Source organism: Ruegeria sp. O4, assembly GCF_056535125.1.
Genome location: NZ_JBQERO010000002.1, coordinates 265,285 through 287,479, shown reverse-complemented (window position 1 = coordinate 287,479; position 22,195 = coordinate 265,285). Strand labels below are relative to the sequence as shown.

Sequence of the window (22,195 nt, the reverse complement as noted above, 5' to 3'; positions counted from 1 at the left end):
CGAGAAGCTGGAGAGCCCCTTGAAAAACGCCGATCCGATCTGGGACCACGTCGACCGCCATCGTGATGATTTTATCGCCTTGTCAGATCGAGTCTTTGACACGCCCGAGACGCTTTATGCCGAGTACAAGTCCGTCGCCGAACATGTGCAGATGTTACGCGCTCAGGGCTTCAAGATAACAGAGAACGCAGCTGGCATTCCTACGGCCGTGATTGGCGAAGCAGGAGACGAGGGTCCGGTGATTGCCATCCTCGGCGAGTTCGATGCGCTGCCATATCTGAGCCAAGCGCCAGGTGTGGCTGAACATCAGCCGCTTGAAGAGGGCGGCAACGGGCATGGGTGTGGTCACAATCTTTTAGGGGCCGCCGCACTCTTGGCCGCGACGGCGGTGAAAGACTGGCTGGCCGAAAACGGCATCAAGGGCCGTGTGCGATACTATGGCTGCCCCGCTGAAGAAGGGGGCGCGGCCAAGACATACATGGTGCGCGAAGGACTGTTCGATGATGTCGACGCAGCCATCTCGTGGCATCCAGCGACCTTCACAGGCGTGAATGAGGCCAGATCGCTCGCGAACACCCGGATCGATTTCACTTTTCATGGAAAAGCTGCCCATGCGGCGGGTGCACCGGAATTGGGTAGGTCGGCGCTTGATGCGGTTGAACTGATGAACATCGGTGTAAATTACCTGCGCGAGCACATGCCCGACAGCGCCCGGGTTCACTACGCCTATCTCGATGCAGGTGGTGTTGCGCCGAACGTGGTGCAGGCCAAGGCCACAGTGCGCCAACTCGTCCGCGCCAGCTCGCTACCGGACCTCGCCGATTTGGTTACGCGCGTCCGAAAGATTGCGGACGGCGCGGCGCTGATGACAGGAACGCAAGTTACCAGCCAGGTCTTTTCCGGCGTTTCAAACCTGCTTGGCAACCGTCCTTTGGAAGAAACCATGCAGCACGAGCTAGAGAAACTTGGACCCGTCGCCTTTGACGAGGCAGATCTCAGTTTTGCCCGCGACATTCAGACCACATTAACCGCCGCTGACATCAATACGACCTTCAAGCGGATCGGTGCTAAGCCCAAAAAAAATCTCGCACTCTGCGACTTCATCGCACCTCTTGATCGCCACAGCGATGGCGGCGAAGGCTCGACAGATGTTGGCGACGTGAGTTGGGCAGTCCCAACCGTTCAGGCACGAGTTGCCACCTGTGCTATAGGAACGCCGTTTCATACGTGGCAAACAGTGGCACAAGGCAAGGCGCCCGCGGCTCACAAAGGCATGGTCTACGCGGCAAAAGCAATGGCCGCGACAGCTTGTCGACTGGTTGAGGATCCCTCGCGCATCGAAGCTGCATGCGCGACGCATCAAGACCATCTGGGCCAAACACCTTACACATGTCCGATCCCGGACGACGTGCGTCCACCTGTCTGAGGCAAAACAACCGTGACCCGCGCCTCTGCAATAGACAACGCCGCCCAGTTTTTCGACACCGGTCAATTTGCAACAGAACTTAGCGAACTGGTTGCCCATGAGACGGAGAGCCAGACACAAGAAAAAGCCGCGGAGCTTCCGCGCTATCTTGAGGAAGCCCTCGTTCCGCGCCTGAGCAGACTCGGGTTCTCCTGTGAAATCTACCCGAACCCTGTGCACGATGCCGGACCGATCTTGGTTGCAGAGCGCATCGAGGACGACACGCGTCCGACAATCCTGTCCTACGGGCATGGCGACGTGATCCGCGCGCAAACGGATCAATGGCGCGACGGGCTTCACCCATTTCGACTGGTTGATGAGTGCGACCGCCTCTATGGACGCGGAACAGCCGACAATAAGGGGCAGCATCTCATCAATTTGGCGGCGCTGAGCGCTGTCATTGAGGCCCGTGGAGCGCTCGGCTTCAACATGCGCATTCTCATTGAAATGGGCGAAGAAATGGGATCACCGGGGTTGTCGGAGTTTTGCGCCAAGCACAAGGACAACCTAGCCGCAGACGTCCTGATCGCATCGGACGGGCCGCGCCTTCAGTCCGACACGCCCACGTTGTTCATGGGGGCAAGGGGCGGCAATTCGTTCGACCTCATCGTTGATCTAAGAGACGGCGCGCACCATTCGGGTAACTGGGGCGGTTTGCTTGCCGACCCCGCGATGATCCTTGCACAAGCCCTCTCGACGATCACCGATGTGCGGGGCCAAATCCAAATACCAGAATGGCGGCCGACCAGCCTGACTGAAGACATCCGGGACACCCTGCGCAACTTGCCGGTTGGCGGGGATGGTGGTCCGAAGATTGACGAGAATTGGGGAGAGGAAGGCCTGACACCGGCCGAACGCGTCTTCGGCTGGAACAGTTTTGCGGTCCTCGCAATGAAAAGCGGTGTCCCCGAGGCACCGGTCAACGCGATCTCGGGATTTGCCATAGCCGCCTGCCAGCTCCGCTTCGTTGTTGGCACTAACCAATCCGATATCCTGCCCGCCCTTCGACGCCACCTTGATGCGAGAGGTTTTGAGATCGTTCAGATCAAGCCTCATGACCGCAGCTTCTTTGATGCAACGCGAACGTCGCCCAACCATCCGTGGGTGTCTTTTGTCGCGCGTTCGCTTGAAAAAACGTGTGGGAAGCCACCCCATGTCCTGCCAAATCTCGCCGGTTCCTTGCCCAACGAGGTCTTTTCCGATTTGCTCGGTCTCCCAACGGTTTGGGTGCCGCACTCCTATCGCGGCTGTTCGCAGCACGCGCCAAACGAGCACGTGTTAAAGTCAGTTTCGCGTGATGCATTGCGCGCAATGGCCGGGCTTTTTTGGGATATTGGCGACCTTGCCAGGTCGCTCTGATCCCGCGCCACAAAGGACTTCATCCGTACCTGGATCGGGCGTGTATCGCATATCTGACTGTAAATGACCGCTTTCACAGATTGGTAGAGTTGCTCTCGCATATGCAGCGAAAGTCAGCTGTCCGCCCATTCTGTTGAAAAACAACGGTTGCTGACGCAGAAAGTGGTGCTTTGAACAGAGCGCGAGTGCGTTTCCATTCAGGCTTTGCGCATTTGCTGCGGTGCAGGGAATATCTTGGCCAGTTTGCGGAGGTTTTGGGCTGTGGCGGCGAGGAGAAATTCGTCATTTGCACCGCATGGGCCACGTAATCGGAGCCGTCCCATCCCGAGGATGCGTTTGAGGTGGGCGAAAAGCATCTCGACCTTCTTTCTGAGTTTCATCGAGATCTCGTATTGCTTGGTCTTGGCGATGTCGCGTGCGACCTGACGGGCGTCTTCGTGCTCCTCACGGGTGATCTTGCGAGCTTCGGTGTTTGGACAGCATTTGGCTTTGGATGGACAGATCTGACAGACCTCTTTCAAGGCGCGATAACGTGCAGTGCCCTTGCCAGTCGGCCCCCTGTTCGGGTCTGAGTAGTTACGGCGGAACTGCTTCAGGGCGTGACCTTCTGGACAGACATATTGATCGTTTTCTGCGTCCCACTCAAAGTCGGCGCGGGTCCAGGTGCCATCGTTGCGGCCGGACTTATCGAAGACCGGGATATGTGGTGCGATCTTGCGGTCGACAAGCCAACCCAGGAGCGGCCCGGTGCCATAGGCGGTGTCCGCGATCAGCCGTTCGGGATGCAGATCGAACTTATCCTCTACCCGGTCCAGCATGGTTTTGGTTGATCCGACCTCGGCTTGTCGGATCGAACGGGTCGCCTCGACATCGACGATGACGCCATGGTCGGTGTCGATCAGATAATTGTCAGAATAGCTAAAGAATGCTGGCCCTTTACGCGCTGCCGTCCACTGGCTGGCAGGATCGGAATGGGATGTGAACTTGGGCTGGACTTCGCTGGCGGCACCGAATGCAGCTTCATCTAACGTATCGAGATACTCGCGAACGGCGCGAGGCGCATCTGCCGGGTCGATGTCGGAGACGCACCAATCTTCTTTGGGTGTCGAATTCTGCTTGTTGGCATCCGCCTCGATCAGGCTGGCATCAATTGCCAGGCGCTGGCCGCTGACCAAACCTTCCGCGATGCAACGCGCAACAGTCGTCTCGAACAGATGACGCAGCAGCTCACTCTCACGGAACCGACCATGTCGGTTCTTGGAAAACGTCGAATGATCAGACACGCAGTCAGTCAGATCGAGGCGACAAAACCAACGATAGGCCAGGTTCAAATGCACCTCTTCACAAAGCCGCCGTTCAGATCGGATGCCGAAGCAATATCCCACCAGCAGCATCCGGATCAGCAGCTCAGGATCGACGGATGGCCGACCGGTGTGGCTGTAGAAATCTGCGAGATAGGCGCGGATGCCACCCAGATCGACAAAGCGATCAATCGAGCGCAGCAGGTGGTCTTGGGGAATATGATTCTCAAGAGAAAATTCGTAGAACAACGCCGCCTGCGCTTCCTGCTTCGGTCCCATCATGGCTGGTCCTCCCCCCCCCACTAAAGGAATTGAATCAGCAGTTCAGCCCTCGATCAAGGAAGAGTTTTTCAACAAAATACGCCGTTCGGACCCAATGACCAAGGTTTCGCTGGGCGGTTCTAGGCCGACTACCGGCCTCGAACTTTGGTTTCTGTTCTACCGCCGTCTGATCCGCTCGCGACGGCGCTCGCGACGTTCGATGTTTATCTGATGATCATGGCCTAGCGCGCGGTAGAATCCCAATCCCTTGGACCAGTTCAGAAAGTGGGCAAAGCTGTCGACCTGATCGTCATTGCGACCGCGTGGAAAGGACTGCAGTTCCCGTTTGAACGCCGCCAGCCAGGGCGCGTCTGCAGGCAGATACACCTTGCCCTCTTCGATAGGACCGCACGCGGACTGGAACCGGGTTTCCTTGTCCTTGTCAGGTCTAATGCGTTCATAGCGCCGACGGTCATCACGAAACAATTCGTCCAAAAGCGGTTTGCCAGAAGCGGCATCCTCGATCAGAACTCGATCCGGATCCCAGCGACTGACAAGCTGCAGTGCCTTGGCTTTCAGGTCTGGGTAGTCCACCTGCCCACGCCAGACGTCGAGAAGGTACCACGCATTTTCTCGGAACCCCCAGGTTGTACAGACCGAGAAGTCGGACCGGGGATCCGCAGACATCCCCGTATCCCAGCTTTGAACGACAAGCTGATACCAGCGGCGATCTTGGATAGTCTTGTAGGTACCAAACCACTCCCAGCGCAGGGGTGACCCGTCGGGAGCAATGGGGTTCTGCTGATACTGGCAATTGAACACGGCTGCGCCCATTTCACGACGCTTGGTATCCAGCGTGTCCTGATCCAAACGGGACGGGCAAAGGAGATCACCCGGTTTGCGGCACATGACCCTTCCACGCCCAAGAGGCACTGTCTCATGGTCTTCGGCGATGGCAGGCAGGTTCAGGTGCCGATAGGTACCGCGGTCCAGCAGATAACCCGGCGGATCCATCTCGTGCAACCGCTGTGCAACCATAACCACACGCCCTTCGGACGGGTTGTCAAAGCGCGACAGCAAGGTCCCCTCAATGAACTCCTGTGCCTTGACCAGTTCAGCTTCGGAGCCCGCATCGCCGGCTTTCAGCAGGTCATCGATGATGATGTAGTCAGCGCCATGTCCAGTCACAGAACTTCCGATGGAGACAGCCTTACGGCTGCCTCCCTTTGTGGTGCGGATTTCTTCTGAGGTGTTGCCTTTTTTAGCCAAGACCGTTTCAGGGAACATTCCCCGGTACCAGCGCGCAGACATGATCCGACGACAATCCTCGGAATGTTTGCGTGCCAGATCCAGCCCGTAGCTGGCAACAATAATCTTGGCGCTGGGGTTATGACCGAGAAGATAAGCGACATAGGCAACGGCCACGGTGACCGATTTCAGGCACCGGGGCGGAATGTTGATAATCAACCGCTTGTTCTCGCCGACGCGAACGTTGTCCAACTCATGGCACATGGCCCGCACATGCCAAGCCGGATCAAAACTGTGGTCAGTTCCTTGGTGCAGCGTGTCAAACACACGCCAAACAAAGGGAAAGAAATTGTCCCGGCAAACCTCGCGCGCGGCTTGCAGGACCATTTTTGGATCAGGAGCCGTCATCTTCCGCCTCCTCATCTTCCGCACCGCCGTCACCGTCCAATTGGCTGGAAAAGAAATCCCGGAGGATGTCGTAGTCGACCTTATCCGGCCCTTCCAAAGCAGCGCTGGCCTGTCCGCTCCCATCATCTGAACCGCCAAACAGATCAGAGTCGACCTTAAGAAGCGCCATCAGCAATTTCGTGTCGCCCTTCAAAGCACCTGCCATGAGCCGCTTTGCAATTGCCTCCGCCTTGGAAATTCGGGTTTCGTGGTTGCCTTCGCGGACTGTGATCTTGGTTTCCAGTTCGCGTTTCAGGCTGGCATTCACGCCTTTGGCAGCTTTCGGTCGTCCTTTCGGATTTCCGGATCGCCCTTTTTGGAACCGGGTTGCTTTGGGCGGCTTGCCGTAGCCGACCTCATACTCTTTCGTATTGTCAGACATGACCCACCTCCAGCTCTGAGGTGGCATCAGTTGCCGCAGAATGCGCATCGAACGTCTGGCCTGTTACCGCGTGCACGGCGCTCTCACCGGTCATCTCCTGCCAACGGCGGATGGCGACATCGACATAAGCCGGATCGAGCTCAATCAGCCGCGCCCGGCGCCCAGTTTTCTCAGCTGCCAACAACGTCGCGCCGGATCCGCCAAAGGTATCCAGCACAACATCACCGCGGTGGCTCACATCCATGATGGCATCTGCAACCAAGGCTGTCGGCTTCACCGTGGGATGATCAGCGAGATCCGCTTCACGCCCTGCCCCAAAGCTGTTCACACCGGCATAGTCCCAGACATTGGTCCGGTTGCGCCCGTGTTTTCCCAGTTCGACATTGTTGATATGCGCCGCACCTGGTTTCTTGAAGATCGCGACCAGCTCGTGCTTGGAACGATAAAGGCTGCCCATCCCGCCGTTCGTCTTGTTCCAGACGCAAAGATTGATGAGATCAAAGCCGCCTGCCTTGCCGGCCGCAATCAGTTCTTCAATGTGACGCCAGTCCATGCAGATCATCGCGATGCCTCCGTCCGGCAGGCAGTCAATCAGCCGGTTGTTCACGTCCGAGAGAAAGCTACGGAATTCGCTGGCCGACATTTCTCCTGACGCCATGGCAAACTCGCGATGATCGCCACCGGTGCCACAGCGAACATGCCCATTGACCGCTACATTATAAGGAGGATCTGTGAACACCATCTGCGGGCGTTCGCTCTTTAGCAGAGTGTCGTAGCTCTGGGCTTGCAAGGAATCCCCACAGAAGATGCGATGATCTCCGAGAACCCAAAGGTCGCCCGGCTCCGTGACTACGGGTGCCGCAGGGTTCGGCGTCTCAACAGATTCTGCTTCGGTCTCCGTGGCCTCGCCCGTGCCGTCGATGATAATGTCGATCTCCGGTGTTTCGAACCCGGTGATGTCCAGATCAAAGTCCAGCTCGCCATCAAGGCTGAGATCCATCAGCTCGGCAAATTCAATCTGCAGAGCAGCTTCGTTCCAGTCGGACAACTCCGCCAGCTTGTTATCCGCAATGCGCAGAGCGCGCACTTCCGCGTCTGACAAGTGATCCGCGACAACAGTCGGCACCGACATCAACCCCAGAGCCTTGGCGGCTTCATAGCGGCCGTGACCCGCTATGATTGTGCCCGAACCATCCAACAGGATCGGGGTGACAAAGCCAAACTTGGCCACCGACGCCTTCAGCTTGTCGATGTTCTTGGCCGTATGCACGCGGTTGTTATTGTCGTAGAGCTTGATCTGGCTGATCTGGGATTGAATGACTTTGTCCGCCATCCAGATCGGCGTTTTGGACGCCTTGGCGTCGCTCTGTGTTTTCTTAGTAGGCATTGCCGCCTCCTTTCGTTTGACGCTCGTTAGCGTCGACAAGAAAGGATCGTGTTGGGAATTCGGAGAGAGCACGAATAGCAACTCTCCGGACCAATCGATCCGGTTCGTTGCCCCTTCGAATGCTCTCGGTCTTATCCGCTTCGAAAAATGCGGCGCCGAATGCTGCCTGGGAGATGTATTCACCTCCCCGTGGGACCTTGTCCCTTGCAGGGCTGGCTAGAATCTATGCGCGGGCTTTTGCAATTGCAACCCCCAAGCAAAAAGTAACCAATTAAGATTGTTGACGAATAATCGGGGGTACAGCAGCAACACCCGACATAACACAGCCCTCTTCGGATTGCCCCAGAAAGAGCTGGACTGTTGCTGCGAACCACGCATCACTGAACCCACGCCCGAGCCATTCGGGCGCTCCTCGGTACGGGGGTTCGGCATTCCGCCAGCCCCAGATCAGAGGAGACAATACATGTCCAAATCCAAACCAACCAAAATTGACAAGGTGCAAGCTTTGTTGCGTCGCCCGAACGGTGCCAGCCTTGAGGCGCTCTGCAAAGCAACGGGGTGGCAGCCTCATTCGGTCCGAGCGGCATTGAGTGGGTTACGGAAGAAAGGCGCGACGATTGAACGGCGGACATCCGACAAACAAAATGGATCATCCACGTATCACCTGACGGCGGGAACAGGAGAAGAGTCATGACCAAGACCAGCGACGTCGCCGATCTGGCCGCCATGAGTCGATCGGATCTGGTCACGCTTTGGCAGCAACTGTTTGATCAACCCGCGCCCGCCATGCTCAGCCAACCCTTCCTGCGCCGTTTTATCGCCTTTGAGATGCAGTCCCGCTGTCATGGCGGGCTACCCCGGCAGGTCAAAGCCACGCTGGAAAAGGGTTCCGAGAAAAAACCCCGGCCAGCCTGCCCTGCTCTTAAACCCGGCGGGCGCCTGCTGCGCGAGTGGAATGGCGTGACCCATATGGTCGATGTGACAGGGGACGGCTTCACTTGGAACGGTCGGTCCTATCGCTCGCTCTCAGCCATAGCCCGAGAGATTACCGGCGCGCATTGGTCAGGGCCGCGTTTTTTCGGACTCACCCGAAAGACCGCCAAATGAGCCCGCGCCGTAAAATCCGATGCGCGATCTATACGCGCAAGTCCTCAGAAGGTGGACTGGACCAGGACTTTAATTCGCTGGACGCTCAGTATGAGGCCTGCGCGGCCTATGTCGCCAGCCAGCGGCACGAAGGTTGGACCCTTTTGCCAGACCGCTACGATGACGGTGGCCCGTCGGGCGGCACCCTAGAGCGCCCTGCCGTTCAGCGCCTTCTTGAAGAGATAGATGTCGGGCGCATCGACATGGTTGTGGTCTACAAGATCGACCGGCTGACCCGATCGCTCGCCGACTTCTCCAAGCTGGTCGAACGGCTGGAACAAGCGAACTGTTCTTTTATGTCCGTCACACAAGCATTCAACACCTCCTCATCCATGGGTCGGTTGACCCTGAATGTACTCTTGTCCTTTGCTCAGTTTGAACGGGAAGTCACCGCGGAACGTATTCGCGACAAGATTGCAGCGTCTAAGAAAAAGGGGCTTTGGATGGGCGGCAACCTGCCGCTCGGCTATGACCGCCACCCCGACCCAAAAGCAAGAACGCTGGTCGTGAATGAGGATGAGGCCAGAACGGTCCGGCATCTCTTTGGGCTCTATGATGAGCTGGGTTGCCTGCGCAAAGTAGAAGAGCGGGCAACGGCAGAAGACCTGCGATCAAAACGGGCTGTTCGGGCGGATGGAAGCGTGAAGGGGAATTGCCCGCTGTCACGCGGCCAGATCTATTATCTGCTGCGCAACCCGGTTTACCTCGGAAAAATCCGGCACAAGGATAAGATCTGGGACGGGCAACATCCGGCGATCATCGACCAGGACATCTGGGACCGGGTGCAGGAGAAAATGCGCGAAGCGTCGCAGCGATCCCGTGCAGACCCTTCACCTGATGCGCGCCAACGCACCAATGACCCCGGCGCCTGGCTCACTGGTCTGCTGCAGGACGAAACTGGTGATCGGTTGACGCCAACCCACACCACGCGCAAAGGCCGACGGTTGCGCTATTACGTCTCCAATCGACTGATCTCGGGCGGCAAGGATACCTCCGGCTGGCGACTGCCCGGCCCGGCGCTGGAAAACGCAGTCATTGATGTCATCGCCAGACATCTTCAAGAGGCCGCCGCCGCGCACCAAGTACTGGCGCAGCCCGAGGCTGGGTCAGCCGCGGTGATCCAGACGTCAATTGCCGATTTGGTGACTCGGCTTCAACGCCAAGGCGGTTATGTGGGCGCTGCTCTTCTGGCCAGCGGCGAAATTGCACGAGGACACTTTGAACTCGAGTTAAACCCCAAGACTCTGGCAAGCGCAGTTGGTATTGCTGCGGACCATCTGCACCCGGATCTCACCCACGTCACCGCATCTTTCGATCTGCGCCGCCGCGGCGTCGAGGCCAAGGTCATCGCCGGAGATATGGCACCCCAACCTGATCCCCACCTCCGGTCCATGCTGATCCGCGCCCATGGCTGGGCCCGAGATCTGAAATCCGGAGTTCAACTGATGGAGATTGCACGCCGCGAGAGCGTTCCCTGCGCCTTCATCCGTACCCGTTCCCAGCTCGCGTTTCTCTCACCGAAGATTCAAGCCGCGATTCTCGACGGCACTCAGCCGCCCGAACTCACACTCAAGCGTCTGGTCAGCGTGACCCACCCAGTTGACTGGACCGAACAGGAACGCCAGTTCGGCTTTTTATTGCTTCAAATCCTGCGTCCCTGATATAGGGTTTGCCCTACCTGATCCGGTGGAACAATTCTCTGTTCCCGCGAGGAAGTTCCCTGTTCCACTTTTTAGGGAATTTGCAACATAAACCTCTGAAAAACATACAGTTCCGACAGGTGAAATAACGGAACTCAGACCTGTTTCGCGAAAATTCCCTGTAAATTGCAGGTTATCAGGGAAATCCAGCCCAAAGCGACCCCGCCAAAATGCGGCACTGAGACTGCGGCCGGAATTGCGCTCTGAATGTACAGTCCGCTCCGTCTCTGATTGAAAGCGCACGCGCCAACTCGCGGAAATTGCGACACAATTTCGGGTCAGAAAACACAACTGAAGTGAGACAGGTATGAGTGGCGGGGAGACAGGGATTCGAACCCTGGGGACGCTCTCACGCCCAACGGTTTTCAAGACCGCCGCATTCGACCACTCTGCCACCTCCCCGTCGAAGGCAGGGTCTAAGCGCAAGTTCGGTCAGAGGCAAGTCGAAATCGGGATTTCTTGCCGAAGCCCGCGCAGCGGTCTTTCCATGACTCTTCAGCCGCGTTATGATCCCGAAATAGACCGAAACAGGCTGGCAAGCAGAACCAGCAGACCGGCAGCGGGGTTCCGAGAACGAGACCCCTTCAGGCAAGGGATAAGCAGATGAAGCGAGCGATCATGACACGCCCGGGACCGAAACGGTTGGCGTATCTGGCGTTGACTTTGACAGTTTTGAGCGGGTGTGAAGACATTCTTCAAGAGGCTGAAAAACCTGAAGAAAACTCAAACAAAACCGAACTCCTTCCCGAGGTAGCCTCGGGCTCGCAGCGTGACGTCGAAGCCCCCGAGGTTTTTCAGGTCACCGAAGCGGGGCTTTGGGATGGCAGGCCCTCGCTGGGCGGGATCTGGGTTGCCTATCCGGAAGTATCCCAGCCCGAGCGTGTCGTAATTACGAACACCGCAAACAACAAGTCTGTAACAGGGGCCCTGTTCCGACGTGAACGCAACCTGCCCGGCCCGGCGCTACAGGTCTCATCTGCGGCTGCGGAACAGCTCGGAATGCTGGCGGGCGCGCCGACAAAGGTCAGTGTGGTCGCTTTGCGCCGTGAAGCTGTAAAGGAATCACCACCCGAGGACGCGCCCAAACCGGAAGACGAGGCGGCAGATACGGCTGCGGTATCGGACACCGCGGCCACCGACGATCCATCCGCGGCAGATACCGAAAAACCGGCCAAGCCGAAATGGTGGCAAAAGAAGGCGCCAGCGGCAGCAGCCGGTTCGGCAGTGGTTGCGGCGGATGCGGCAAGTTCTGCCAACGCAGCGACCGAAGGTACGGACACGACCACAGCTGCGGCATCAGCCACTGAGGACCCAACAGAGCCCGCTGAAGAAAAACCCGCCAAGCGGAAGTGGTGGCAGAAAAAAGAGCCAGCAGCAGCAGCGGCTGCGGGAGCCACCGTGGCTGCGGCGGACGTCGCGACAGACAGTGTTGATGTGGCCGCAGATGTAGCGGTAGCCGCAGCTGCACCGGCGTTGTCGGACGCGCCGGTCGAAGCCCCCGCTGAAAAGCCTGCAAAACGGAAGTGGTGGCAAAAGAAAGACCCCACTGAGATCACCGAAACGCCACTGGATCCCATCGAAGGCGCTGCATCCGCGATTGACGCGACCGAAGCGGTTCCGGCCGCAGCGGCGGCAACAGGCGCTGCGTCTCCGCTGAGCAAACCATTTGTGCAGATCGGCACGTTCAGCGTCGAAGCAAATGCGAATGCCGCCGCCGAGAAAGTGCGCCGGAATGGCATGTCGACTGTTGTGCGGGAACTGAAAACCGAAAACAAAACAGTATGGCGGGTCCTGGTTGGCCCTGCCGCAACCCGGGCCGAACGCAAGGCCATTCAAAAAGATGTAAAGGACCTTGGTTTCAAAGATGCGTTCACCGTGTCCGACTGATACAAGGAGGCATAACATGCTATCCTCATTGCGAACTTCTGTTCTGGCCATTGGGCTTGCCGTTCTGGCAATCCCGGCTCAGGCTTTTGATACATCTGCCCGCGCGGCTTATGTGATCGATCAGACCACCGGTACGGTGCTTTTGGCGAAAGACGCCGATCAGCCCTTGCCTCCTGCATCCATGTCCAAGCTCATGACGCTGTATGTTGCTTTCGAAGCGCTGCGTGACGGAAGACTGACGCTGGACGAAACCCTGCCCGTGTCCGAACACGCGATGAGCTATGGCGGCTCGACCATGTTTCTGAACACGCAGGACCGGGTTCGGGTCGAGGACCTGCTGCGCGGCATCATCGTTCTGTCAGGCAACGACGCCTGCGTGGTCCTGGCCGAGGCGCTAAGCCCTGACGGGACAGAGGCCGGGTTTGCCCGCTATATGACCCAGCGCGCAAAGCAGATCGGTATGAACAACTCGAATTTCGCGAACTCGAACGGTTGGCCTGCCGCCGGACATATGATGTCGGTTCATGATCTTGCGGTTCTGGCCGACAGGCTGATTACCGACTTTCCCGAATACTACCCCCTGTTTTCAGAAGAGGTATTCGAATTCGATGGCCGTGCGCCATCGAATGCCCGTAACCGCAATCCATTGCTGAAACTGAGCATTGGCGCGGATGGCCTGAAAACCGGCCACACGCAGGAGGCCGGATACGGCCTGGTCGGGTCTGCCAAACAAGGCGATCGCCGTGTCATCTTTGTCCTCAGCGGGCTGGACAGCACCGGTCAACGGGCAGAGGAGGCTGAGGCCGTGGTTAACTGGTCGTTTCGAAATTTTGTCGAGAGGACAGTTGCCAACGCGGAAACGCCGATAGCCGAAGCCAAGCTGTGGATGGGCGAGAAAAAGACTGTTGGTCTTGTACCTGACGGCGATCTGACGGTTCTGTTTCCGGTTCTGGGCACACAAAACGTCAAGGCCGAAGTTGTGTATCAGGGTCCCGTCAATGCACCGGTCAAGAAAGGCCAGCAACTGGCCGAACTTGTCATCAAGCCTGAAGGATTGCCGGAAATTCGACGTCCACTGGTGGCAGCGGAAGACGTTGCAATTGGTGGATTTGTCGTCCGTATGCTGACCGTTGGCGGCATAGTTCTGAAAGACGTGATCAATAACCCACTGGAGTCGATGTGACCAAGGCGGGGTTATTTCTGACTTTCGAAGGCATTGACGGATCAGGCAAGTCAACTCAGGCGCGGATGCTGGCGGATCAACTGCGGGCGCAGGGTCATGAGGTCGTTTTGACGCGTGAACCGGGCGGCTCACCCGGCGCGGAGGAAATCCGCAGCCTGGTATTGGAAGGTGATCCCGACCGCTGGTCGGCCGAAACGGAAATCCTGCTTTTCACGGCCGCCCGCCGCGACCATCTGGAACGTACGATCGAACCCGCACTTGCCGCAGGGCAAGTGGTGATCTGCGACCGCTTTGCCGACAGCACACGTATGTATCAGGGCCTGTCGCGGGGCGATCTGCGCGGCCTTGTTGATCAGCTGCACAGCCTGATGATCAAGCGCGAGCCGGACTTGACGCTGCTGATCGACATGGACCCCGATACCGGTCTGTCCCGCGCCAAAGGGCGGCAAGGCGCGGAAGAGCGGTTCGAAGATTTCGGCCCGGACCTACAAAGGAAAATGCGGGCGGGCTTTCTGGCACTGGCCCATGAGTTTTCCGACCGTTTCCGCGTGGTGGACGGTAACCGGGACATGGACAGCGTTGCGCAGGATGTGACAGAAATCGTCCAGGCTGCTTTGCGATAGACGATGAATGACGAAATCCCCTCTCCGGATCAGGTGCCCGGTGCGCCGCATCCCCGCGAGACTGTCCGGCTTTTTGGTCAGGATGCGGCGGAACAGGCGTTTCTGACCGCCTACAACTCGGACCGGCTGCACCACGGCTGGTTGCTGACCGGGCCGCGTGGCGTCGGCAAGGCAACGTTGGCCTGGCGGATTGCGCGGTTCTTGCTGGCTACACCTTTGGCAAACGACGGTGGGCTGTTTGGCGCGCCGCCACCGCCAGAGACGCTCGACATTGATCGCGACCACCCGGTGTCACGTCGCATTCTGGCCGGGGCCGAGCCGGGATTGGCCGCGATAGCCCGGTCGCTGAATGATCAGGGGCGGCTGCGCAACGAAATCGTTGTGGACGACATCCGAAAGCTGGGAAAGTTCTTTGGCCTGTCCTCTGCCGATGGTGGGCGCCGGGTCGTAATCGTGGATTCGGCGGATGAGATGAATGTCAGCGCCGCCAATGCTTTGCTGAAGATGCTGGAAGAGCCTCCGGCGCGTACAACTCTTTTGCTGGTATCGCACCAACCCTCGCGCTTGTTGCCGACCATCCGCTCTCGGTGCCGGACCTTGCGTCTTGGGCCCCTGAGTGCCGGGGATATGCAGGACGCGCTGTCGCAAACCGGGACGTCCTTACCGACGCATCCCGAATATCTCGCCGCATTGGCCGCTGGCTCGGTCGGGGACGCCGTTCGCCTGATCAATCTGGGCGGGCTTGAAATCTATGCCGAACTGATTGCCATTCTGGGCACCCTGCCCCGCCTGGACCGGCAGCGCGCGCTGGCCCTGGCCGAGGCTGCGGCACAACGTGGCGCGGCCGAGCGCTTTGATCTGCTGCTGACACTGATCGATATCGCCTTGTCTCGGCTGGCCCTGACTGGGGCAACCGGAGCACCGCCGACCTCTGAGGCCGCCCCGAACGAAGCTGAAACGCTGGCCAGACTGTCAGATTCTTCGGATCAGGCCCGTCGCTGGGCCGAAGTCGCAGCGACAATCACAGCCCGCACGCGACATGGTCAGGCGGTGAACCTTGACCCTGCCGCTCTGGTCCTAGATACGGTGTTCAAGATACAGGAAACCGCCGGCCAGGTCAGATGAGCGACACCCCCCAGATCACCGACAGTCACTGCCATCTGGACTTCCCGGATTTTGACGGTCAGTTGGACGACATCATCTCGCGCGCGGCCGAGGCTGGCGTGACCCGGATGGTGACGATTTGCACCAAACTGCGCAATGAACCCGCAGTCCGTGCAATTGCCGAAGCCCATGCACCGGTATTCTACGCCGCAGGCACCCACCCGATGAGCGCCGCTGACGAGCCTATGGTCTCGGTCGATGAATTGGTTGCGCTGGCACAACATCCCAAATTTGTGGGCATCGGCGAATCCGGTCTGGATTACCACTATACCGCCGACAGCGCTGAGCTTCAGAAGCAATCTCTGCGCTTTCATATCGAAGCCGCCCAGCGCACAGGGTTGCCTTTGATCATTCATGCCCGCGCGGCAGACGACGATATGGCCCAAATTCTGGCCGAAGAGTATCGCAACGCGCCCTATTCCTGCGTGATGCACTGTTTCTCGTCCTCGGCCGAGTTGGCCAAAGCCGCGCTGGATCTTGGGTTTTATCTGTCCATGTCCGGCATTGCGGCCTTTCCCAAAAGCCAGGAGTTGCGCGACATTTTCGCAAGCGCACCGGTGGATCGCATTCTGGTGGAAACCGATGCGCCCTATCTTGCGCCGCCCCCTTATCGTGGCAAGCGAAACGAACCGGCCTATACCGCACATACAGCCCGAAAAGGGGCTAAAGTGTTCGGTCTGGAGTATCCGGCTTTTGCCGCCCAAACTCAGGCAAACTTTGACCGGCTGTTCAGCAAGGCGGCAACGAACAGGGCCGCTGCATGACCGAATTGCGATTTACCATTCTGGGCTGCGGATCGTCAGGCGGCGTACCCCGGTTAGGTGGCCACTGGGGTGCTTGCGATCCTGCTAACCCCAAGAACATTCGCCGGCGCTGTTCCCTGCTTGTCGAGCGTAACGGCCCCGGCGGCACAACCTCAGTGTTGATTGATACGACCCCGGACATGCGCAGCCAGTTGCTGGACACGGGCACCGGGCGGCTTGATGGTGTAGTCTATACACACTCTCACGCGGATCATGTCCATGGAATCGACGACCTGCGCATGATCGTGTTCAACATGAAAACCCGTGTACCGGTCTGGGCTGATGGTGATACCCAGAACGCCCTGCTGGGGCGGTTTGGATACGCCTTCATTCAACCCGAAGGGTCACCTTATCCTCCGATCCTCGACCTCAAGTCCATCGACGGACCGTTCGAAATTGATGGACCCGGCGGGCCCATTCCGTTTCGTCCATTCAAGGTCAATCACGGCTCGATAGATTCTCTAGGTTTTCGCATGGGACGGCTCGCCTATTTGCCGGATGTTGCCGAAATATACGACGACGCATGGCCTGAAATGGAAGGGTTGGAATATCTTATAATCGACGCCCTGCGCCGAAGCCCTCATCCCACACATGCACATCTGGAAAAAACGCTTGAGTGGATTGAGAAGCTGCAACCAAAACAGGCGATTCTAACCAACATGCATATCGATCTGGATTATATGACCCTCGATGCAGAAACTCCGGACAATATCACCCCCGCCTATGACGGGATGGAGATACATCACGCGTTTCAGGCCCCTGTTCCTTTTGCATAAGATATCGCAACCTGGCCGTTGCACGGGGGCCAAATGCTGCAAAGTCTGATTGACGTCATTCTTCCTGTCTTTCTTGTGATCGGTGCCGGCTACACGGCAACACGAACAGGATATTTCAAAGAAGACCATGTCGACGGGCTGATGAGATTTACGCAAGGGTTCGCGATCCCATGCCTGTTGTTTCTTGCCATCGCGCATCTGGACCTTAGCGCCAGTTTCGATCCCCGGCTTTTGGCCAGTTTCTATTCCGCCGCCGCCTTGTGTTTCATCGCTGGTCTTTTTGGTGCGCGCATCATTTTCGGCCGCGAATGGGAAGACTGCGTGGCAATCGGGTTTTGTTGCCTGTTCTCTAACTCGGTTCTGCTGGGATTGCCGATTACCGAACGCGCTTATGGTCCCGAGAACCTGACAGGCAACTATGCGATTATCGCCTTCCATTCCCCGTTTTGTTACGGCGTAGGGATCACGGTGATGGAGGTTGTCCGCAATCGCGGAAACGGTGGCGTACGCATGGCGCGTTCTGTTCTGTCGGCAATGTTCAAGAACGCGCTGATCCTTGGTATTGCACTGGGATTCGTGGTTAATCTATCCGGTTTGGACATCCCGGCTGTGGTGGACGAAGCCCTTGGTCTGATCACGCGGGCCGCCCTGCCTGGCGCCCTGTTTGCACTGGGCGGGGTACTGGTCAAATACAAACCCGAAGGCGATCTGCGCACCATCGCTTTTGTTTGCTGTATCTCGCTGATGCTGCATCCCAGCCTTGTGTGGATATTCGGCAAATCCACAGGGCTGCCTCAGGACCTGTTCCGCTCGGGCGTGTTGAACGCAGCCATGGCGCCGGGGTTCAACGCCTATATCTTTGCTAACATGTATGGCCGCGCCAAGCGGGTGGCAGCTTCGGCTGTTCTCATTGGGACAGCCACATCTATCCTGACTGTCTGGCTTTGGCTAACGGTTCTGGGCTAACAGTAGTGTTGACTTCGGTTCGCACAGAGGCACCTAACGCATTTCGTGTCAGGAGATCCAAATGCCACATGCCATCATCGTCGCACATGGTCAGCCGTCCGATCCAGAACCGGCCGAGGCTGCTTTGGCTGCGTTCGCGGCTACGGTCGACGCCCTGACCGAGCATGTAACGGTGCATGCCGCAACTCTGGCCGCGCCCGGCGCGTTCGAGGCTAAGCTGAGCAGCCTGCCGGAAAACACGGTCATTTATCCGCTTTTCATGGCAAATGGATGGTTTGTCACCAGCGCTTTGCCCAAACGATTAGGGGATCACAAAGCGCGCATTCTAGACCCGTTGGGTGTTGACCCAGAGCTACCGGAATTGACCGCACGCGCCCTGCAATCCGAATTGTCCGAAAGGAATTGGGCAGCTGCGTCGACCGACCTGGTCATTGCAGCACATGGGTCAGGGCGTAGCCGAAACCCCTCGGTCGTGGCTCTGAACTTCGCATCGCAACTTCAAGAAATGCTGGCTTTCAAATCTGTCCGCGTTGGGTTTGTTGAAGAACCGCCATACATTTCCGAAGCCGCAACCGGCACGGGGGCTCAGGCGCTGTGCCTTCCGTTCTTTGCCTGCACCGGGGGGCACGCAGTGGACGACGTGCCCGCCGGATTGAGCCAAGCAGGGTTCAAAGGCGTTCTGCTGCCAGTGGTAGGGGAACTGCCACCCATCCGGCACCAGATTGCCAAGCAGTTAACAAAGGCCGTTCAGCTCGCTTGAAAATTCGCCTGAAATCTCCGACCCGGAAACAGGAAAAACTCAGGTTTGCGCTTTGATCAGCGTGGAATACAGGCGGTGACAGGACCGGCCGTCTCGCTTGGCCTGATAAAGGGCGACGTCGGCGGCGTGAAGGATGTCGGCGGCTTTGGGAACCTTGAACTGGGTGGACAAGGCCGTTCCGATACTTGCAGAGATACAGCACGGTTGGTCCTGAAACATCATGGGTTCATTCAACCTTGCGATCAGACGGCCGGCGATGGACTCCAGAGTTTCTTCCCGCGTCAGGCCCTTGAAAATTATGACAAACTCATCCCCTCCAACCCGCGCAACCGTATCGTCTCCACGCGTCTCTTCAAGCATGATGCGGGCCGCCTGTTGCAGAACGTAATCCCCAGCGGCATGGCCCAGCCGATCATTCACGGATTTAAAGAAGTCTAAATCCAGATGCATAAGGGCAAATGTAGAATTTGCCAGGATCAGATGCCCCAACAAATGATCCATCGCGCGGCGGTTCTTCAATCCTGTCAATGTATCGGTATATGCCTGCTCTTCCGCGGCTAGCATTGCCCCCTGAAGCCTGAGATTAAGTGAACGAGACGCTTCCATCGCGGCGGATTTGGCTTCGACCAGATACAACAGCTCGATCGCCAGGTCAGTGCCGGAAAAATCAGCGCTTGTCAGGGCGTAATCCCGAACCGCATCCAAAATCGAAATACCGAATGACAGATTGATGACTGCACCGCCCGAGTCGGGCAAGGGCGCGACCAGGCCTTTCAGGGTCGTACGCGGTTCATCGCGAAATCTCAGATGCAGTTTGGCACCGGCCATCGACATCAACGCGGGAAGGGTGGTGACTGTTCTGGGGCGGATCAGCTCGAACACGTCCAGAACACCCAGCCCAACCAAAGGCAATTCGGGCCGCAGCTTTTGCAGTGTCGGACCCGCTTGTTGAATGCATCCGCTTCGGTCCACCAACAGGAACATCGGGCAAAGCGTTTCCAGAAGATCTGCCAGTTCCTGAGTATGTGTCATCTGTTCCGAGCCCCCAGATCAAAATGGCGCCCCTCGGCAAAGGCGCTTTCGACCAAAATGATTGAAATGATTTCACAACACTCCTGACGACCCTCATGCGACAGCATTACCAGCGCACCATAATCATCGGCCATCGCGCGCAGGACCCCGACCATAACACTGGAAAATCCTGGTAAGTCCGGAAGGCAGCACAACTGGTATTCCGTGGCTGAAAGCTCTCTCAACTCAAGCGCAGGCAAATTCAGATCAGAGACAGCCAGTCTTACACGATCCGCAAGATCATCAAGGGAATGAAGGAACTCAACATAGGTGACACCCCCAAACCTGAGCAGTCGGCGCAGCCCTTCCATGTTCGGATGGGACACCAGATATGTTCCCAGATCTTCGAGGATTTCCGCCTGTGGTCGATTGAGGTCAATACTCAGGGCCTCAAGCAACCGCGTCGTCATGTCATCATCATAGATGAGCATGGCTTCAAATTCGACAAACCCTAGCCGCGCACCTTCGGTCACGCGAACCCAGCAGGATTGCCCGTAGGTCGCGCCGACAAAGGACTGTATCGCCCGATTGATCAGACCATGCATCGGATGCCTCAGTTTGGTGTCCTTGGCACTGTGGTCTGAGAAACCTTAACAAATAGCCAAAATTCGCCCCGAGTTGCTGTGAAAGCAACGGAGTATCAAGTCGACACTACCCGCCCAGTCAGAAGTCCGTCGGCGCGCCGCCTTCAGCCTTGCGGCGTTCAACGAACTCGGCCAGTTCCTCGCGGATACCATCGTCCATCGGAGGTGCCTCAAAGCTCGAGATGATCTCTTTGAACATGTGATGCGCACGCTCAGCCGTCCAGATGCCTCCGGCGGCCTCCCAGCCCTCATAGTTCTTCCAGTCGCTCAGGAAGGGCTGGTAGAAGGCCGTGGTGTAGCGATCCTGTGTGTGTTGGATTCCAAAAAAGTGACCGTCATTGCCAACCGCGCGGATGGCATCCAAAGCAATCTCATCCGGTCCGGTCGCGGTTAGATCAGGGTTCATATAACGCTGAATTTGCTGCAAAACCTCGCAATCCACAATGAATTTTTCCGGGCTTGCGATCAGGCCGCCTTCCAACCAACCGGCGGCGTGGTACACCATGTTGGTGCCCGACTGCACGGCCGCCCAGAGCGAATTCGAGGTTTCCCACACGGATTGCCCGTCTGGCACATTGGCCGCACACACACCGGATGAACGCAGCGGCAGCCCATAATATCGCGCCATCTGCCCGGTCATCTGGGTCGAGCGCATGTATTCCGGCGTCCCGAAAGCGGGCGCGCCTGATTTCATGTCCACGTTCGACGTGAACGTTCCGATTACGCAGGGAATACCGGGGCGCACATATTGGAACAAAGCGATAGCGCATAAGGCTTCGGCCAGGGACTGGGCGACCGCCCCCGCCATTGTTACGGGCGCCATGGCTCCCGCCAGCGTAAAGGGGGTTACGACAATCGCCTGCCCGCGCCGCGCCAATCTCAGGCAGCCATCAATCATCGGATGGTCATGCTTCAGCGGCGAGGTCGAGTTGATGTTGGTGTACATCCGCGGCGAGGCTTCGAATTCCTCATGGCTGAGACCGCCCGCGATGCGCACCATTTCCATCACATCTTCGACACGTTCCTTACCCAACGAATAAGCGTGCATCGCCTTGTCGGTCAGGGTCAGCTTGTCATACAGCACATCCAGATGCCGGACGCTGGCATGAATATCGACGGGTTCTACAGGATATCCGCCTGCGAAGTGAATACAGTTGAAGTACTGCGTCAGTTTCAGAAGATTCTGGCACATCTCGCGATTGCCGGGCACTTTCTTTCCAATCTCCATGTCCCAGTAATTAGGCGGCGACGAAACGTTGCCGAACAAGATGTTCTTTCCACCGATCTCGATCCTGTGGTCAACATTGCGGGGCGTGATGGAAAACTGGCTGGGCGCCTTGGCGATCATCTCCATGACGAAATCGCGCCCCATGCGGACGTTGTCACCATCGATCGTGCACCCCGCCTCGCGCAGGATGCCGATTGCCTCTTCGTTGTAGAATTCGATCCCGATCTCTTCCAGAATACGCATGGCCCCTTCATGGATCGCTTCGATCCCGGCCTGATCCAGCGGTTCAGTCGGGCGATCTATATTGATGGGTGGGTCCCACGGCATCTGGTCAATCACCGCGCTGCCCCTGCGTGCTGCCGCACCTGCGCGTCCTCCGCCGCGGCGTTTGCGTGTGTTGGTCTCGGCCATGGTTGCCTCCGTTCTGGCTTGATACAAGCAAGACCCGAAGACG

Annotated in this window: 20 protein-coding genes and 1 tRNA gene; 13 read left to right on the top strand and 8 right to left on the bottom strand. The window is 57.8% G+C overall.

Annotation, left to right across the window (positions count from 1 at the left end; translation table 11 throughout):
- The first annotated feature begins 19 nt into the window (after positions 1 to 19).
- The gene (locus tag ACR0J7_RS05630; protein ID WP_480472950.1) at positions 20 to 1,426 is read left to right on the top strand and encodes an amidohydrolase; all 1,407 of its coding nucleotides are present in this window, start codon (positions 20 to 22) and stop codon (positions 1,424 to 1,426) included.
- Positions 1,427 to 1,438: 12 nt separating this feature from the next.
- On the top strand, positions 1,439 to 2,824 hold the full coding sequence (locus tag ACR0J7_RS05625) for a M20 family metallopeptidase (RefSeq protein WP_480472952.1): 1,386 nt from the start codon (positions 1,439 to 1,441) through the stop codon (positions 2,822 to 2,824).
- 197 nt (positions 2,825 to 3,021) lie between these two features.
- On the opposite strand, the gene ACR0J7_RS05620 is transcribed toward ACR0J7_RS05625, so the two are convergent.
- The 4 genes from ACR0J7_RS05620 to ACR0J7_RS05605 all read right to left on the bottom strand — a co-directional run bounded on the left by ACR0J7_RS05620 (position 3,022) and on the right by ACR0J7_RS05605 (position 7,850).
- Positions 3,022 to 4,407 carry an IS1182 family transposase gene (locus ACR0J7_RS05620; protein ID WP_480898938.1) on the bottom strand — a complete coding sequence of 462 codons (1,386 nt, stop codon included), beginning with the start codon at positions 4,405 to 4,407 and terminating at the stop codon, positions 3,022 to 3,024.
- Between the two features lie 156 nt (positions 4,408 to 4,563).
- Positions 4,564 to 6,042 carry a phage terminase large subunit gene (terL, locus tag ACR0J7_RS05615; RefSeq protein ID WP_480898941.1) on the bottom strand — a complete coding sequence of 493 codons (1,479 nt, stop codon included), beginning with the start codon at positions 6,040 to 6,042 and terminating at the stop codon, positions 4,564 to 4,566.
- Positions 6,029 to 6,463 (bottom strand): DUF5681 domain-containing protein, encoded by a 435-nt coding sequence (locus ACR0J7_RS05610; protein WP_480506340.1) that lies wholly within the window; start codon positions 6,461 to 6,463, stop codon positions 6,029 to 6,031. Before ACR0J7_RS05610 ends, terL begins: the two co-directional genes overlap by 14 nt.
- Complete coding sequence (locus tag ACR0J7_RS05605) at positions 6,456 to 7,850, bottom strand: site-specific DNA-methyltransferase (RefSeq protein WP_480604333.1); 1,395 nt, start codon at positions 7,848 to 7,850, stop codon at positions 6,456 to 6,458. Before ACR0J7_RS05605 ends, ACR0J7_RS05610 begins: the two co-directional genes overlap by 8 nt.
- 463 nt (positions 7,851 to 8,313) lie before the next feature.
- Here ACR0J7_RS05605 and ACR0J7_RS05600 point away from each other — a divergent pair, with 463 nt between their 5' ends.
- Genes ACR0J7_RS05600 through ACR0J7_RS05590 form a run of 3 tightly spaced genes read left to right on the top strand, consistent with a single transcriptional unit; the run spans position 8,314 to position 10,657 of the window.
- Positions 8,314 to 8,544 carry a DUF3489 domain-containing protein gene (locus ACR0J7_RS05600; protein WP_480506338.1) on the top strand — a complete coding sequence of 77 codons (231 nt, stop codon included), beginning with the start codon at positions 8,314 to 8,316 and terminating at the stop codon, positions 8,542 to 8,544.
- Positions 8,541 to 8,957 (top strand): DUF2924 domain-containing protein, encoded by a 417-nt coding sequence (locus ACR0J7_RS05595; RefSeq protein ID WP_480913532.1) that lies wholly within the window; start codon positions 8,541 to 8,543, stop codon positions 8,955 to 8,957. Before ACR0J7_RS05600 ends, ACR0J7_RS05595 begins: the two co-directional genes overlap by 4 nt.
- Positions 8,954 to 10,657, top strand: a complete 1,704-nt coding sequence (locus tag ACR0J7_RS05590; RefSeq protein WP_480913530.1) for a recombinase family protein — start codon at positions 8,954 to 8,956, stop codon at positions 10,655 to 10,657. The genes ACR0J7_RS05595 and ACR0J7_RS05590 overlap by 4 nt, the downstream gene beginning before the upstream one ends.
- A gap of 351 nt (positions 10,658 to 11,008) precedes the next feature.
- On the opposite strand, the gene ACR0J7_RS05585 is transcribed toward ACR0J7_RS05590, so the two are convergent.
- Positions 11,009 to 11,098, bottom strand: a tRNA-Ser gene (locus ACR0J7_RS05585).
- A 201-nt stretch (positions 11,099 to 11,299) separates the two neighbouring features.
- Between ACR0J7_RS05585 and ACR0J7_RS05580 the strand changes: the two genes are divergently transcribed.
- The 8 genes from ACR0J7_RS05580 to ACR0J7_RS05545 all read left to right on the top strand — a co-directional run bounded on the left by ACR0J7_RS05580 (position 11,300) and on the right by ACR0J7_RS05545 (position 18,858).
- The gene (locus ACR0J7_RS05580) at positions 11,300 to 12,583 is read left to right on the top strand and encodes an SPOR domain-containing protein (protein WP_480481761.1); all 1,284 of its coding nucleotides are present in this window, start codon (positions 11,300 to 11,302) and stop codon (positions 12,581 to 12,583) included.
- A 16-nt stretch (positions 12,584 to 12,599) separates the two neighbouring features.
- Positions 12,600 to 13,766, top strand: coding sequence for a D-alanyl-D-alanine carboxypeptidase family protein (locus ACR0J7_RS05575; RefSeq protein WP_480481762.1), 1,167 nt, complete (start codon positions 12,600 to 12,602; stop codon positions 13,764 to 13,766).
- Positions 13,763 to 14,389 (top strand): dTMP kinase, encoded by a 627-nt coding sequence (gene tmk, locus ACR0J7_RS05570; RefSeq protein WP_267362759.1) that lies wholly within the window; start codon positions 13,763 to 13,765, stop codon positions 14,387 to 14,389. Before ACR0J7_RS05575 ends, tmk begins: the two co-directional genes overlap by 4 nt.
- Positions 14,390 to 14,392: 3 nt before the next feature.
- Positions 14,393 to 15,514 carry a DNA polymerase III subunit delta' gene (locus tag ACR0J7_RS05565; protein WP_480869859.1) on the top strand — a complete coding sequence of 374 codons (1,122 nt, stop codon included), beginning with the start codon at positions 14,393 to 14,395 and terminating at the stop codon, positions 15,512 to 15,514.
- On the top strand, positions 15,511 to 16,317 hold the full coding sequence (locus ACR0J7_RS05560) for a TatD family hydrolase (RefSeq protein WP_480913528.1): 807 nt from the start codon (positions 15,511 to 15,513) through the stop codon (positions 16,315 to 16,317). The genes ACR0J7_RS05565 and ACR0J7_RS05560 overlap by 4 nt, the downstream gene beginning before the upstream one ends.
- Positions 16,314 to 17,132: an MBL fold metallo-hydrolase gene (locus tag ACR0J7_RS05555; protein ID WP_480913527.1), complete on the top strand. Its 819-nt coding sequence runs from the start codon at positions 16,314 to 16,316 to the stop codon at positions 17,130 to 17,132. Before ACR0J7_RS05560 ends, ACR0J7_RS05555 begins: the two co-directional genes overlap by 4 nt.
- A 33-nt stretch (positions 17,133 to 17,165) precedes the next feature.
- Complete coding sequence (locus ACR0J7_RS05550; protein WP_480486182.1) at positions 17,166 to 18,098, top strand: AEC family transporter; 933 nt, start codon at positions 17,166 to 17,168, stop codon at positions 18,096 to 18,098.
- Positions 18,099 to 18,159: 61 nt separating this feature from the next.
- Positions 18,160 to 18,858: a CbiX/SirB N-terminal domain-containing protein gene (locus ACR0J7_RS05545; RefSeq protein ID WP_480486183.1), complete on the top strand. Its 699-nt coding sequence runs from the start codon at positions 18,160 to 18,162 to the stop codon at positions 18,856 to 18,858.
- Positions 18,859 to 18,897: 39 nt separating this feature from the next.
- Here ACR0J7_RS05545 and ACR0J7_RS05540 read toward each other — a convergent pair whose 3' ends face one another.
- The 3 genes from ACR0J7_RS05540 to ACR0J7_RS05530 all read right to left on the bottom strand — a co-directional run bounded on the left by ACR0J7_RS05540 (position 18,898) and on the right by ACR0J7_RS05530 (position 22,152).
- On the bottom strand, positions 18,898 to 19,890 hold the full coding sequence (locus tag ACR0J7_RS05540) for a diguanylate cyclase domain-containing protein (protein WP_480583226.1): 993 nt from the start codon (positions 19,888 to 19,890) through the stop codon (positions 18,898 to 18,900).
- Positions 19,887 to 20,474 (bottom strand): heme NO-binding domain-containing protein, encoded by a 588-nt coding sequence (locus tag ACR0J7_RS05535; RefSeq protein WP_480481768.1) that lies wholly within the window; start codon positions 20,472 to 20,474, stop codon positions 19,887 to 19,889. Before ACR0J7_RS05535 ends, ACR0J7_RS05540 begins: the two co-directional genes overlap by 4 nt.
- Before the next feature lie 118 nt (positions 20,475 to 20,592).
- The gene (locus ACR0J7_RS05530; protein ID WP_480913526.1) at positions 20,593 to 22,152 is read right to left on the bottom strand and encodes a trimethylamine methyltransferase family protein; all 1,560 of its coding nucleotides are present in this window, start codon (positions 22,150 to 22,152) and stop codon (positions 20,593 to 20,595) included.
- Positions 22,153 to 22,195 lie beyond the last annotated feature (43 nt).

What these genes read in the sequence shown, in the direction of transcription:
- ACR0J7_RS05560 (WP_480913528.1), top strand. Translation starts at nt 15,511, where the DNA reads ATGAGCGACACCCCCCAGATCACCGACAGTCACTGCCATCTGGACTTC.
- ACR0J7_RS05555 (WP_480913527.1), top strand. Translation starts at nt 16,314, where the DNA reads ATGACCGAATTGCGATTTACCATTCTGGGCTGCGGATCGTCAGGCGGC.
- ACR0J7_RS05605 (WP_480604333.1), bottom strand. Translation starts at nt 7,850, where the DNA reads ATGCCTACTAAGAAAACACAGAGCGACGCCAAGGCGTCCAAAACGCCG.
- ACR0J7_RS05610 (WP_480506340.1), bottom strand. Translation starts at nt 6,463, where the DNA reads ATGTCTGACAATACGAAAGAGTATGAGGTCGGCTACGGCAAGCCGCCC.
- ACR0J7_RS05535 (WP_480481768.1), bottom strand. Translation starts at nt 20,474, where the DNA reads ATGCATGGTCTGATCAATCGGGCGATACAGTCCTTTGTCGGCGCGACC.
- ACR0J7_RS05530 (WP_480913526.1), bottom strand. Translation starts at nt 22,152, where the DNA reads ATGGCCGAGACCAACACACGCAAACGCCGCGGCGGAGGACGCGCAGGT.
- ACR0J7_RS05550 (WP_480486182.1), top strand. Translation starts at nt 17,166, where the DNA reads ATGCTGCAAAGTCTGATTGACGTCATTCTTCCTGTCTTTCTTGTGATC.
- ACR0J7_RS05580 (WP_480481761.1), top strand. Translation starts at nt 11,300, where the DNA reads ATGAAGCGAGCGATCATGACACGCCCGGGACCGAAACGGTTGGCGTAT.
- ACR0J7_RS05575 (WP_480481762.1), top strand. Translation starts at nt 12,600, where the DNA reads ATGCTATCCTCATTGCGAACTTCTGTTCTGGCCATTGGGCTTGCCGTT.
- ACR0J7_RS05545 (WP_480486183.1), top strand. Translation starts at nt 18,160, where the DNA reads ATGCCACATGCCATCATCGTCGCACATGGTCAGCCGTCCGATCCAGAA.
- ACR0J7_RS05620 (WP_480898938.1), bottom strand. Translation starts at nt 4,407, where the DNA reads ATGATGGGACCGAAGCAGGAAGCGCAGGCGGCGTTGTTCTACGAATTT.
- ACR0J7_RS05565 (WP_480869859.1), top strand. Translation starts at nt 14,393, where the DNA reads ATGAATGACGAAATCCCCTCTCCGGATCAGGTGCCCGGTGCGCCGCAT.
- ACR0J7_RS05540 (WP_480583226.1), bottom strand. Translation starts at nt 19,890, where the DNA reads ATGACACATACTCAGGAACTGGCAGATCTTCTGGAAACGCTTTGCCCG.
- terL (WP_480898941.1), bottom strand. Translation starts at nt 6,042, where the DNA reads ATGACGGCTCCTGATCCAAAAATGGTCCTGCAAGCCGCGCGCGAGGTT.
- ACR0J7_RS05600 (WP_480506338.1), top strand. Translation starts at nt 8,314, where the DNA reads ATGTCCAAATCCAAACCAACCAAAATTGACAAGGTGCAAGCTTTGTTG.
- ACR0J7_RS05590 (WP_480913530.1), top strand. Translation starts at nt 8,954, where the DNA reads ATGAGCCCGCGCCGTAAAATCCGATGCGCGATCTATACGCGCAAGTCC.
- ACR0J7_RS05595 (WP_480913532.1), top strand. Translation starts at nt 8,541, where the DNA reads ATGACCAAGACCAGCGACGTCGCCGATCTGGCCGCCATGAGTCGATCG.